The organism is Allobosea sp. BK604 (genome assembly GCF_004341515.1).
Taxonomy (GTDB): Bacteria; Pseudomonadota; Alphaproteobacteria; order Rhizobiales; family Beijerinckiaceae; genus Allobosea.
In genome coordinates this window covers 250882-263407 of record NZ_SLZF01000010.1, presented here as the reverse complement: position 1 = coordinate 263407, position 12526 = coordinate 250882, and the positions used below count along the sequence as shown (strand labels likewise).

Genomic DNA, 12526 nt, shown 5'->3' with positions numbered 1-12526 from the left:
CTATACCATAGGGGGTGTTTGGCGAACCGTCCAAGGGCGCCAGGACCTTGCTGGCCAAACCGGAAGCGAAAGCGTGCGTCTGCTCCTCATCGACCGCTACATCCTGAAGATGGCCGCACTTGCGGCGATCGTGATTCTGGTCGGGCTGACGAGCGTGATCTGGGTGACGCAGGCGCTGCGCGAGGTCGACCTGATCACCGGCAAGGGCCAGACCGTCTATATCTTCTTCACGGTGACGCTGCTCTCGCTGCCGGCGCTGATCGCGGGCATCACGCCGGTCGCGCTGTTCATGGCGACGCTCTACACGCTCAACAAGCTCAACGGCGATTCGGAGCTGATCGTGATGAACGCCTCCGGGATCGCGCCGCACCGGCTGACCCGGCCCTTCGTCGTGCTGACCATCGCCGCGTCGCTCCTGGTCGGCTGGATGTCGATCTCGGTGATGCCGGCGGGTTTTCGCGCATTGCGCGACCTGATCACGCTGATCCGCGCCGATTTCGTCGCCAATATCGTCAAGGAAGGCCAGTTCGTCGCGCTCGATTCGGGCGTCACCTTCCACTATCGCGAGAAGCAGGGCGACGCGCTGCTCGGCATCTTCATGCAGGACCGGCGCGACCCCAACCAGCCGGCTGTCTATATCGCCGAGCGCGGCCGCACGGTCGAAGCCGATGGCAACAGCTTCCTGATGCTGGAAAAAGGCACGATCCAGCGCGAGACTAAGAGCAGCGACGCGACCTCGGTCATCTCCTTCGAGCGCTACGCCCTCAACCTCTCGGCGCTGTCGGGCGACTCGACCGGCGGCGACGGCGAGGGCAGCGGCGACAAGGTGGTCTACAAGCCGCGCGAGCGCACGACCTGGGCCCTGCTCAACCAGGACCCGAACGAGGGCTATTACCAGATCCAGGCCGGCCGGTTCCGCGCCGAACTGCACAACCGGCTCTCGGCACCGCTCTATCCGATCGCCTTCATGCTCGTCGCTTTCGCCGTGCTCGGCGAGGCGCGCACGACGCGACAGGGGCGCAACGCCGCGATCCAGGCCGCGATCCTGATCGTCGGCGCGGTGCGCATCGGAGCCTATGCCGCCTGGACCGCGAGCGTGCGCTCGCCCTTCGCGGTCGTCCTGCTCTACGTGCTGCCGCTGGTGACCATCGTGATCTCGATCGCGCTGATTCTCTACGGCAACCGGCTGCGGCCCTGGCTGACGCGGCTCTTCGAGCCGCTGATGATCCCGATCAACGGCCTGACGGCACGGCTGCGGCGCGCCTGATGCTGCTCGTCTCGACTTTCGGCCGCTATCTGACGAAGCGCTTCGCGCGCTCGATCCTCAGCGTCTTCGGCACCTTCTTCTTCCTGGTGCTGACGCTCGATTTCGTCGAGCTGATGCGGCGCGCCGGCGATTCGCCGCTCGCCACCACGCCCAAGGTCATCCAGCTCGCGCTGTTCCGCGCGCCGGCGGTGGCCGAGCAGATCTTTCCCTTCGCCGTGCTGTTCGGCGGCATGTTCGCGCTGCTGACGCTCAGCCGGAAGCTCGAGCTTGTCGTCGCCCGCTCGGTCGGCGTCTCGGCCTGGCAATTCCTGCAGCCGGCAGCGCTGGTGGCGGTACTGGTCGGGCTCGTCTCGATCATGGTCTACAACCCGCTCGCAGCCGAGATGAAGCGGCGCGCGACGACGCTGGAGGCGGCGATATTCGCCCGTGCCGGCCAGGCCGCCGGCACCGGGCAGGACATCTGGATTCGCCAGCGCAGCGTCGACGGCCAGGCCATTATCCGCGCTGCGGCCGCCCTGCCCGAAGGCAATGGCCTGTCGCAGGTCGCGATCTTCGCCTTCAACCCCGAGGGTGGCTTCAGCGAGCGCATCGAGGCGCGCGAGGCGGTGCTGTATCGGGGCTATTGGGAATTGACCGACGCGCGGGTGGTTTCCGCCACGGAAGAGCCACAGAGCTACACGACCTATTTGCTCGCGACGACACTGGAGCCCGATCAGTTGCGGCAAAGCTTCACCCCGCCGGATTCCGTCGGCTTCTGGTCGATGCCGGGGGTCATCGAACGGACACAAAGAGCAGGCCTCGATACGACCCGATACGAGCTGCGTTATCAGTCACTTATGGCCAGGCCGCTGCTGCTGCTGGCCATGGTGCTGGTGGCAGCATCCGTTTCCTTAAGATTTTTCAGGTTTGGTGGCGTCACCAAGTTGGTGATAGGTGGCGTAGCGGCTGGGTTCGTGCTCTATGTTGCGACGCAATTATCCGAGGAGCTGGGCGCATCGGGGATCGTCAACCCACCGGTGGCCGCTTGGCTGCCGGCAATTGTGGGGACGTTGCTCGGCGCTCTCGCCCTCCTGCACCAGGAAGATGGGTAACAGTACTGTGCCTATGGTTAATTTAGGGTTGAGCGTATGGCGTCTGGCGTGAGACGAATGGCGCGCTTGGCCGCGGCGACTGCGCTCGTCTCGAGCCTGGCCTACGTCCTGCCGGCTGGCGACGCATGGGCTCAGGCCCAGGCGCCGCAGAAGCCGCAGGAGCGCATGGTCGTCGACGCTCGCGAGCTCGTCTACGACAACAAGAACAATTCCGTTTCCGCCGTCGGCGACGTGCAGATCCTGTATCAGGGCCGCACGATCGAGGCCGACAAGGTTACCTATGACCGCGCCAGCAAGCGCGTGGTCGCGACCGGCAATGCCCGCATCACCGAGTCCAACGGCACCGTCATCACCGGCGACCGCTTCAACCTGACCGATGACTTCCGCGACGGATTCATCGATTCGCTGCGCGTCGTGAACCCGGACAAGACGCGCTTCACCGCGCCGCGGGCCGAGCGCACCGACGGCGAGACCTTCGTCTTCGAGAAGGGCATCTACACCGCCTGCGAGCCGTGCAAGGAGCATCCGGAGCGGCCGCCGCTCTGGCAGGTTCGCTCGGCACGGATCATCCACAAGAAGTCCGAGCAGACGATCTATTACGAGGATTCGCGGGTCGAATTCGCCGGAATTCCGCTCGCCTATATCCCGTATATGTCGGGCCCGGATTCGACGGTGAAGCGCAAGACCGGCTTCCTGGCGCCGACTTTCCTCAATACCGGCGCTGTCGGCTTCGGCGTCGGCATGCCCTATTTCATCAATCTCGCGCCGAACTACGACGTGACGCTGACGCCGACCCTGCTGTCGCGGCAGGGCTTCCTCGGCCAGGCGGAATGGCGCCATCGTCTCGAGAACGGCTCCTACAACATCCGCGCGGCCGGCATCTTCCAGGCCGACCCCGACGCGTTCCTGGCCTCGCCCTATGGCGCGGGCGACAAGACCTTCCGCGGCTCGCTCGAGACCTCCGGCAAGTTCTTCATCAACCCGCGCTGGAATTTCGGCTGGGACCTCGCGATGTCCACCGATCGCTGGTTCTGGAAGAACTACCGGATCAAGAGCGAGAGCATCAGCGCGACGACCTTCCTGCAGGAATCGATCTCGACCGCCTATCTCAACGGCCAGAGCTCGACCGCCTGGTTCGACCTGCGCGGCTATTATTTCCAGACGCTGTCATCCTACGATTGGCAGAAGCAGCAGCCGACGGTGCTGCCGGTGCTCGATTACGACAAGCGCGTCCACAAGCCGTCCTTCCTCGGCGGCGAGGTCGAGTTCAACGTCAATGTCACCTATCTCAATCGCGAGAAGGCGGCCTTCAAGCAACTGCCGGTCCAGCAGACCTATCTCTTCACCCAGCCCAACGCGCTCTACGACGGCTGTGCGATCTATCAGAAGAACACCTGCCTGGTGCGTGGCATCGCCGGCTCGGTCGCTCGCGCTACGGCCGAGGTCTCCTGGCGGCGCAACTTCATCGACCCGCTCGGCCAGATGTGGACGCCCTACGCCCAGTTGCGGGCCGACATCTTCTCGATCAACCCGAACACGACCGGGTATCCGAACTATAACGTCGCCACGATCGCCGACGCGTCGGACGACGTCTTCGGCCGCGTCATGCCGGGTGTCGGCCTGATGTACCGCTATCCGTTCGTGGCGAAGACGAATGGCTGGGGCACGCATATCTTCGAGCCGGTGGCGCAGATCATTGCCCGGCCGAACGAGACGAACAGCTTGCGCATCGCCAACGAGGATGCACAGAGCCTCGTCTTCGATACCAACAACCTGTTCGAGTGGAACGGCAAGTTCTCGGGCTATGACCGCGTCGAAGGCGGCACCCGCGCCAATGTCGGCATGCTCTATACCGGCCGCTTCGGCTCGCAGGCCTATGCCAATGTGCTGGTCGGCCAGTCCTACCAACTGGGCGGCCGCAACTCGTACACGCAGCCGGACCTGATCAATACCGGCCTCGACTCGGGTCTCGATACGGATAAGTCCGATTTCGTCGCCCGCGCGCAGCTTTCGCCGTTCAAGGGCCTGCTCTTCGCCGGCGCGGCGCGCTTCGACGAGAGCACGCTCGAGGCGCAGCGCGTGGATGCGTCGGCGAGCTATTCGACCGGCAAGTTCACGACCTCCGTCAATTACGGCCGGTACGAGCCCCAGCCCGAACTCGGCATCCCGCGCCGGCGCGAGGGCCTCGGCCTGAACGGCTCGGTCGAGGTGGCGCAATATTGGCGCGTGCGCGCCGGCGTGCTGTTCGACCTCGACAAGTACAAGTACGACCGCGAGCTCTGGCGCAACCAGTATCAGGCCGCCCAACTGAACCCCGCGCTTTTCGTTCCGCCCTATCCGAACACGACGCCGTTCCAGACGGCTTCGATGAATTTCGGCATCAACTACACCGATGAATGCACGGTCTTCGACGTGTCCTATACGCAGGCCTATGCCGACCGGGCGATGGGCGGAACGAACAAGGATTCGCGCACCGTGATGTTCCGGTTGGAGCTGAGGACGTTGGGCGAGATCAGCTATTCGCAGAATCTCGGCCAGTCCACGGGCGACGGCGTATCGGGCACGCGCTGAGGCGGGGCGGCATTCGGCCGGGGCGCCCGCCCCCCTGGAGAACGACGTGCCATCCAGACTGCTCGCTCTGACGCAAGGCGATCCGGCGGGCATCGGGCCAGAGCTCGGTCTTCTGGCCTGGAGGCAGCGGCAGGAGGCGGCGCTGCCGCCTTTCGCCTGCCTCGCCGATCCCGAGCATTTGCGCCGGCTCGCGCAGCGGCTCGGGCTTGATGTTCCGATCGCGCCCTGCGGCTGGAACGAAGCCGAGGCGCTCTTCGCCGACGCCTTGCCCGTCATCCCGCTCGATCACCCGGTCTCGGCCGAACCCGGCCGCCCCGATGCCGCGAATGCCGCGGCGACGATCGAAGCGATCGACCGTGCCGTCGCGGCCGTGCGGCAGGGTCACGCGGCGGCGCTGGTCACCAATCCGATCGCCAAGAGCGTGCTCTATGCGGCGGGCTTCGGCCACCCAGGCCATACCGAATATCTGGCGCATCTGGCCGCAGATGGTGGCAAGCCGCCACTTCCGGTGATGATGCTCTGGTGCGACACGCTCGCCGTCATACCGGTGACGATCCATGTCCCACTCAGCTCGGTGCCGACGCTGCTGACGACGGAACTGATCGTCGAGACCGGCCGCATCGTCGCAGCCGAGCTTACGAGCCGTTTCGGCATCGCCGAGCCGCGGCTCGCGGTCAGCGGGCTCAACCCGCATGCCGGCGAGGGCGGCGCGCTCGGCAAGGAGGACGATGCCATCGTCGCGCCGGCGATCGAGCAGCTCAAGGCGCTCGGCATCGCGGCGCGCGGCCCCTATCCGGCCGACACGATGTTCCACGAACGGGCGCGCGCCGGCTACGACGCCGCGCTCGCCATGTATCACGATCAGGCGCTGATCCCGATCAAGACCATCGCCTTCGACGAGGGCGTCAACGTCACGCTCGGGCTGCCATTCATCCGGACCTCGCCGGACCATGGCACCGCCTTCGACATTGCCGGCCGGGGCGTGGCGCTGCCGGACAGCCTCTGCGCCGCATTGCGCCTCGCCGCCCGCATGGCGGCACACCAGAGCAGCCAGTCCGCATGAGCCAGATCGACGAGTTGCCGCCCTTGCGTGAGGTGGTCGAGCGGCATGGGCTGATGGCGCAGAAGGCGCTCGGCCAGAATTTCCTGTTCGACCTCAACCTGACCGGCCGGATCGCACGCGCGGCCGGACCGCTCGAGGGCGAGACCGTGGTCGAGATCGGCCCCGGGCCAGGCGGATTGACGCGCGCCCTACTCGCCAACGGCGCCGCGCGTGTCATCGCCGTCGAGCGCGACCGGCGCTGCCTGCCGGCGCTGGCCGAAATCGCCGAGCATTATCCCGGCCGCCTGGAGGTCGTCGACGGCGATGCATTGGCGGTCGACCTTTCGGTCCATCTCAAGGGCGAGACGGCGCGCATCGTCGCCAACCTGCCCTATAATATCGGAACGCCGCTGCTCGTCGGCTGGCTCAGCCTCGAGCCTTGGCCGCCCTGGTGGCGCTCGCTGACGCTGATGTTCCAGCGCGAGGTCGCCGAGCGGATCGTGGCGACGCCGGAACAGCGCGCCGATTACGGACGCCTCGCCGTGCTGGCGAACTGGCGTTGCGAGACGAAGATCCTGTTCGACGTGCCGAAGACCGCCTTCGTGCCACAGCCGAAGATCACCTCCTCGATCGTCCAGCTGGTTCCACGCGAGCATCCCGAGCCTTGCGAGCAGCGGCTGCTGGAGCGGGTCACGCTCGCCGCCTTCGGCCAGCGCCGCAAGATGCTGCGCCAGAGTCTCAAGGCGGTCATTCCCGATCCGGTTCCGATGATCGAGGCGGCCGGCATCGATCCGACGGCCCGGGCCGAGGAGATCCCGGTCTCCGGCTTCGTCCGGCTCGCCAATGCGCTGGCGGCGCAGCGCTGAACGGCACGGATCGTGCTAGCCTCCATGCCGATGACACGTTCCGGCATGGACAGACAATGCGCATCAGCCGCCGCTCTCTAATCGCCAGCGCTCTTCTCGCTGGCCTCGCCTCCAGTCTCGCCCCGGCCCAGGCCGAGGACTACCCGACCAAGCCGCTGCGCATCATCGTCGGATTCGCCGCCGGCGGCGCGCCGGATGCGCTCGCCCGGATCGTCGCCGAAAAGCTCAACCAGCGCTGGGGCCAGCCGGTCACGGTGGAAAACCGGGTCGGCGCGCAGGGCAACACCGCACTTGCCGCCGTCGCAAAGGCGGAGCCCGACGGCTATACGCTGGCGCTGATGCCGGTCGGCAATGCTGCGGTCAATCCGGCGCTCTTCGCCAGCCTGCCTTATGATCCGGTGAAGGACTTTGCCCCGATCACCCAGCTCGCCAGCGTCGAGAACGTGCTCGTCGTCAGTGCCCAGTCGCCGATCAAGTCGGCCCAGGACCTGATCGCACAGGGCCGCGCCAAGACGGCGAGCCTGACCTACGCCTCGCCGGGCGCTGGCAGCATGGCGCATCTCGCGGCAGAATTGCTGGCGCGCTCCGCCGGCTTCGAGATGACGCATGTGCCCTATCGCGGCGTCGCGCCGGCGCTGACCGACGTGATGCGCGGCGACGTCACGCTGATCGTCGCCCAGCTCTCGACGGCCAAGCCGCTGATCGATTCCGGCCAGCTCCGGGCCCTCGGCATTGCAAGCCGCGAGCGCAGCAAGGTGATGCCGGAGCTGCCGACGATCGCCGAGGGAACCGGGATCGCGGGTTTCGAGGCGGTGTCCTGGTATGCGCTGATGGCGCCGGCAAAAACGCCTGACGCGGTCATCGGCAAGCTTCACGGCGCCATCACTGAGGCCCTGAAAGTACCCGAGGTGGTCGCCGCCATGGCGGCCCAGGGTGCGCAGCCGATCGGAAACAGCCCGGCAGAGCTCGCCGCAGTGATCGCGGCGGATACCGAGCGCTGGACGAAGGTGATCAAGGAAGCCGGTATCCAGGCCAACTAGAGCATCGGCCCGAAAAGTGGATTGCGGTTTTCGGGAAAGCCGATGCGAAAACAAGGAAATGCTCTGACCACCCGGCTGGATCTCAGGCGATCGCCTCGCCGAGCAGGCCGTCGACGAAATCGGCCATGCCGATCGCACGGCTGCGCTTCAGGCGCTCGGCGGTCAGGATGGCGCGGATCGACTCGTAGGCGGCGCCGAGATCATCGTTGATGATGACATAGTCGTAGACGCTCCAACGCGCGATCTCGTCGCGGGCATTGGTCAGCCGGCGGGCGATGACGTCGGGCGCATCCTCGGCCCGGCGCACCAGACGCGAGCGCAGCTCGGCCATCGAAGGCGGCAGGATGAAAATGGCGACGACATCCTCGCGCGCCTTCTCCAGGATCTGCTGCGTACCCTGATAATCGATATCGAACAGCACATCGCGGCCCGCCCTCAGCGCGGCCTCGACCGGCTTTCGCGGCGTGCCATAGCCATTGCCATGGACTTCGGCCGATTCCAGCAGGTCGTCGTGCTGGCGCAGGGCGTCGAACGTTTCGCGATCGATGAAATGGTAGTGGACGCCATCGATCTCGGAGGCGCGCCGCGGCCGCGTCGTCACCGAGACGGAGAGATCGAGATTGGTCTCCTTCTGCGACAGCGTCCGCGTCAGGGTCGACTTGCCGGCGCCCGAGGGCGAGGACAGGATCAGCATCAGCCCGCGGCGGGCCGGGCGCACGAGATCGGCCATCGCGCTCACTCCACGTTCTGAACTTGCTCGCGCAGCTGGTCGACCACCGTGCGCAATTCGAGGCCGATCCGCGACAGGCCGGCATCGCCGGCCTTGGCGCAAAGCGTCGAGGCTTCACGGCCGAATTCCTGCGCCAGGAAATCGAGCTTGCGGCCGATCGGTCCGCCCTGGGCCAGCAGGGTGCGCAGGGCCGCGACATGAGCATGCAGCCGGTCGATCTCCTCGCGGATATCGGCCTTGACCGCGAGCAGCGCCGCCTCCTGGTGCAAGCGCTGCGGATCGAGCGCCTGGCTGGCATCGAGTAGGGCCTGGACCTGGATCGCGAGGCGCTCACGAATGGCTTCGACGCCGCGAGCCGGATGCAGCTCGGCCTCTTCGGTGAGGCGGGCGATGGTGGCGAGATGGCCGGTCACGACGGCTTCCAGGGCCCGGCCCTCGGCGGCGCGGGCTTCCGTCAGACCGAGCGCGACTGCCTCCAGTCCGGCGAGGATAGGCGCTTCGAGCACGGTGAGCGCGTCCTCGCTTTCCTCGGCCAACTCGACCACGCCGCGAATGCCGAGCAACCCGTCGAAGGATGGCGGGCGAATGGTATCGGAGACCGGCAGGCGGCCGACCGCCTCGATCAAGGCCGAGAGCGCCTGCTCGTTGATGCGCGGCCGCGGCGGCCCGGCATCGCTTGTGATCGAGAGATTGACGTGGAGCGTACCGCGTGAGAAGGCGCCGCTCAGGCGCTTGCGCGCCGCCTCGGCCAGCAGCTCGAAGCCCGGCGGCACCCGCACCCGCACGTCGAGCCCGCGTGCATTGACGCTCTTGATCTCCCAGGCCCAGGCATGAATGCCCGCTACGCCCGCCACGCGGGCAAAACCGGTCATGCTCTCAATGGCCATAGGCTCTCAGTCTCCACCGCTGCGGATCGCCGCACGTCCGGTCGGACGCGACATGGCGATCTGGCTCCTTCTCCAGCAGCGGATCGATCCGATGCTCTAGTGGGGCGGGACCGTAGAGACGGGGCCGGCTGCCCGCAAGTCGGGCGAGGCCACAGCTGTCGCGAAGATGGGGATGAAACGCCCGGAAGCGCCGTTCGCGCCGCCGCTCAGGGCACTTTCAGCTGCGGAAGCTGCTTCGGCGAATTCAGATCATAGGTCTTGTTGAGCAGCGGGTCGCGCTGCGTGCCCTCGGAGGCATCGAAGGCACGGGCGCGCGTGCCGCCGGCGCCAGGCTGGCCGGGCGCTGCCGCCGCGCTGTCGCCCGAGGCGGGATCGAGGCCGGCGCGCGAAGCGCCCGGAGCCTCGGTGCGGGTATCCGGGGCCGGCGGCGGCTCGATCTTGTCGACCGTGTCGCTCGGCTTGTTGGTCTCGCGACGCTGCGTCTCGACCTGGCGCCAACGCGCGACATTGCGGTTGTGCTGATCCAAGGTCTCGGCGAAGGCATGCCCACCGCTGCCATCGGCGACGAAATAGAGATCCTTCGTGCGCGAATGGTTGACCACGGCCTCCATCGCGGCGCGGCCGGGATTGGCGATCGGTCCCGGCGGCAGCCCGTCGATGACATAGGTGTTGTAGGGCGTCGCCTGGGTGATCTCGTTGCGCTGGATCGGCCGGCCGAGCGTGCCCTTGCCGCCGGCGAGACCGTAGACGATCGTCGGGTCGGATTGCAGCTTCATCTTGCGGTTCAGCCGGTTGATGAAGACGCCGGCGACACGCGGCCGCTCATCGGCGCGGCCGGTCTCCTTCTCGACGATCGAGGCCAGCGTGACGAGTTCCTGCGGCGTCTTGATCGGCAGATCGGCCGGGCGGCGCGACCAGATGTCGTTCAGGATGCGGCGCTGGTCCTGCGCCATGCGGTTGATGATCTGCTGGCGCGGATAGCCGCGCTGGAACTTGTAGGTGTCGGGCAGGATCGCGCCCTCGCGCGGCGCCTGGTTGACCTCGCCGGTCAGGAGATCGTTCTCCATCAGCCGGGCGACGATCTGCTCGCTGGTCAGGCCCTCGGGAATGGTGATCGCGTGCTCGACAGCCTTGCCGTCGGCGATGATGTCGAGGATGTCGGCCTGGCTGGCGCGAGCCTTGAACAGGTATTCGCCGGCCTTGAGCTTGGTCCAGTTGCCCGAAAGCAGGGCCGAGACGCGGAAGGCCCATGGATGCTCGATCAGCCCTTCGCGCTGGAGCAACTCGGCGATATCGGTGAGGCCGCTCTCCTTGGGAATGATCAGGACCCGGTCACTGGCGAGCGGGCCCGGCGCCTTGCTCTGGCTCGAGACCATGGCGATGCCGGCGCCGACCACGCCCGCAAGCACGAGCAGGGCGGTGAACAGGCCGCTCAGCATGGCGACGAAGGGGCTGCGGCGCCGACGGCGCGCCTTTGGTGGCGGAGCCGGCGGAGCGACCGGCTTCAACGCCTCGCTCGGACTCTTCGGGGCGACGCGGGGCGATGTGTTCACGTCTCAGGCGCTCGCGGTTCGGGTCTTCAGGCGCGCCTGCCGCCAGGGGCGGTCATGGGCGCAAGATCGGCAGGGTCAACGCATGATGAAGCCCGAAAACCGGCTCTCGCCCTTCGGCATCATGCCCTAGCCTGTCTCGAATCTGCGCGACAGACTAGCGAAAAATATGGCGAAAGCGCGCTGCCCCCCGAATGGGCGGCAACATCAGTCGACGTAGCGGCGCATCACGAGCGAGGCATTGGTGCCGCCGAAGCCGAAGGAATTCGACAGCGCGACATCGATGTTCCGCTTCTTCGCGACGTTCGGCACGAGGTCGAGATCGGTCTCGACCGACGGATTGTCGAGATTGATCGTCGGCGGCACGATCTGGTCGCGAATCGCCAGCACGGAAAAGATCGCCTCGATCGCGCCGGCCGCGCCGAGCAGGTGCCCGGTCGCCGACTTGGTCGAGGACATGGACGGCTTTTTCGGCGCATTCGCGAGCAGGCGCTCGACCGCGCGCAGCTCGATCTCGTCGCCGACCTGGGTCGAGGTGCCGTGGGCATTGATATAGTCGACATCGCCCGCGGTGATGCCGGCGCGGTTCAGCGCGGCCGACATGCAGCGATAGGCGCCGTCGCCATCCTCGGCCGGCGAGGTGATGTGATAGGCATCGCCCGACATGCCGTAGCCGACGATCTCGGCATAGATGCGCGCGCCGCGCGCCTTGGCATGCTCGAGCTCTTCCAGCACGACGACGCCGGCGCCCTCGCCCATGACGAAACCGTCGCGATCCTTGTCATAGGGGCGCGAGGCCTTCTCGGGCGTGTCGTTGAAGCCGGTCGAGAGCGCCCGGCAGGCGCAGAAGCCGGCAATGCCGATGCGGTTGACCGCCGATTCGGTGCCGCCGGCGACCATGACGTCGGCATCGCCCAGCGCGATCATGCGCGAGGCATCGCCAATGGCGTGCGCGCCGGTCGAGCAGGCGGTGACGACCGCGTGATTGGGGCCCTTCAGCCCGTGCTCGATCGAGACATAGCCGGCGGCGAGATTGCTCAGCCGGCCCGGAATGAAGAAGGGGGAGAGGCGGCGCGGGCCGCGCTCCTTGATCAGAAGCGAGGCCTCGTAGATGCCCCCCAGGCCACCGATGCCGGAACCGATCGCGACGCCGGTCGTGATCTGGTCCTCGTAGCTTTCGGGTTTCCAGGCTGCATCGTCGAGCGCCTGCTTGGCAGCCGCCATGGCGAAGACGATGAAATCATCGACCTTGCGCTGCTCCTTGGGCTCCATCCAATCGTCGGGATTGTAGGTGCCGTCGGAGCCGTCGCCGCGCGGAATCGTGCAGGCGATACGGGCGGGAAGGTCGCTGACGTCGAATGTCGTGATCGGACCGGCGCCGCTGGCGCCGGCGATCAGGCGGGACCAGCTCGGCTCGACGCCGCAACCAAGCGGCGTCACCATGCCGAGCCCGGTCACCACGACACGTCGCATGGTCTGACT

Annotated in this window: 10 protein-coding genes; 6 read left to right on the top strand and 4 right to left on the bottom strand. The window is 66.8% G+C overall.

The window, feature by feature from the left end; all coding sequences use genetic code 11:
- The first annotated feature begins 73 nt into the window (after nt 1–73).
- Genes lptF through EV560_RS27880 form a run of 6 tightly spaced genes read left to right on the top strand, consistent with a single transcriptional unit; the run spans nt 74 to nt 7877 of the window.
- Nucleotides 74–1267: an LPS export ABC transporter permease LptF gene (gene lptF / locus EV560_RS27905; RefSeq protein ID WP_248312234.1), complete on the top strand. Its 1194-nt coding sequence runs from the start codon at nt 74–76 to the stop codon at nt 1265–1267.
- A complete protein-coding gene (gene lptG / locus EV560_RS27900; RefSeq protein WP_131859105.1) occupies nt 1267–2358 on the top strand; it encodes an LPS export ABC transporter permease LptG in 1092 nt (363 codons plus the stop codon). Before lptF ends, lptG begins: the two co-directional genes overlap by 1 nt.
- Nucleotides 2359–2415: 57 nt before the next feature.
- On the top strand, nt 2416–4929 hold the full coding sequence (locus EV560_RS27895) for an LPS-assembly protein LptD (protein ID WP_248312233.1): 2514 nt from the start codon (nt 2416–2418) through the stop codon (nt 4927–4929).
- A 46-nt stretch (nt 4930–4975) separates the two neighbouring features.
- A complete protein-coding gene (gene pdxA / locus EV560_RS27890) occupies nt 4976–5992 on the top strand; it encodes a 4-hydroxythreonine-4-phosphate dehydrogenase PdxA (RefSeq protein WP_131859103.1) in 1017 nt (338 codons plus the stop codon).
- Entirely contained in the window at nt 5989–6837 is an 849-nt protein-coding gene (gene rsmA, locus EV560_RS27885; protein ID WP_131859102.1) for a 16S rRNA (adenine(1518)-N(6)/adenine(1519)-N(6))-dimethyltransferase RsmA, read from the top strand. The genes pdxA and rsmA overlap by 4 nt, the downstream gene beginning before the upstream one ends.
- A 56-nt stretch (nt 6838–6893) precedes the next feature.
- Entirely contained in the window at nt 6894–7877 is a 984-nt protein-coding gene (locus EV560_RS27880; protein WP_131859101.1) for a Bug family tripartite tricarboxylate transporter substrate binding protein, read from the top strand.
- An 82-nt stretch (nt 7878–7959) separates the two neighbouring features.
- Here EV560_RS27880 and gmk read toward each other — a convergent pair whose 3' ends face one another.
- The 4 genes from gmk to fabF all read right to left on the bottom strand — a co-directional run bounded on the left by gmk (nt 7960) and on the right by fabF (nt 12517).
- On the bottom strand, nt 7960–8607 hold the full coding sequence (gene gmk, locus EV560_RS27875; protein ID WP_131859100.1) for a guanylate kinase: 648 nt from the start codon (nt 8605–8607) through the stop codon (nt 7960–7962).
- 5 nt (nt 8608–8612) lie between these two features.
- Entirely contained in the window at nt 8613–9494 is an 882-nt protein-coding gene (locus EV560_RS27870) for a YicC/YloC family endoribonuclease (protein ID WP_131859099.1), read from the bottom strand.
- A 206-nt stretch (nt 9495–9700) separates the two neighbouring features.
- A complete protein-coding gene (gene mltG / locus EV560_RS27865; protein WP_131859098.1) occupies nt 9701–11047 on the bottom strand; it encodes an endolytic transglycosylase MltG in 1347 nt (448 codons plus the stop codon).
- Nucleotides 11048–11251: 204 nt separating this feature from the next.
- Nucleotides 11252–12517 (bottom strand): beta-ketoacyl-ACP synthase II, encoded by a 1266-nt coding sequence (gene fabF / locus EV560_RS27860; RefSeq protein WP_131859182.1) that lies wholly within the window; start codon nt 12515–12517, stop codon nt 11252–11254.
- Between the last annotated feature and the right edge of the window lie 9 nt (nt 12518–12526).

Bases quoted from the DNA above. Each gene is read 5' to 3' on its own strand.
- lptG (WP_131859105.1), top strand. From the start codon at position 1,267: ATGCTGCTCGTCTCGACTTTCGGCCGCTATCTGACGAAGCGCTTCGCG.
- EV560_RS27895 (WP_248312233.1), top strand. From the start codon at position 2,416: ATGGCGCGCTTGGCCGCGGCGACTGCGCTCGTCTCGAGCCTGGCCTAC.
- fabF (WP_131859182.1), bottom strand. From the start codon at position 12,517: ATGCGACGTGTCGTGGTGACCGGGCTCGGCATGGTGACGCCGCTTGGT.
- EV560_RS27870 (WP_131859099.1), bottom strand. From the start codon at position 9,494: ATGGCCATTGAGAGCATGACCGGTTTTGCCCGCGTGGCGGGCGTAGCG.
- rsmA (WP_131859102.1), top strand. From the start codon at position 5,989: ATGAGCCAGATCGACGAGTTGCCGCCCTTGCGTGAGGTGGTCGAGCGG.
- EV560_RS27880 (WP_131859101.1), top strand. From the start codon at position 6,894: ATGCGCATCAGCCGCCGCTCTCTAATCGCCAGCGCTCTTCTCGCTGGC.
- gmk (WP_131859100.1), bottom strand. From the start codon at position 8,607: ATGGCCGATCTCGTGCGCCCGGCCCGCCGCGGGCTGATGCTGATCCTG.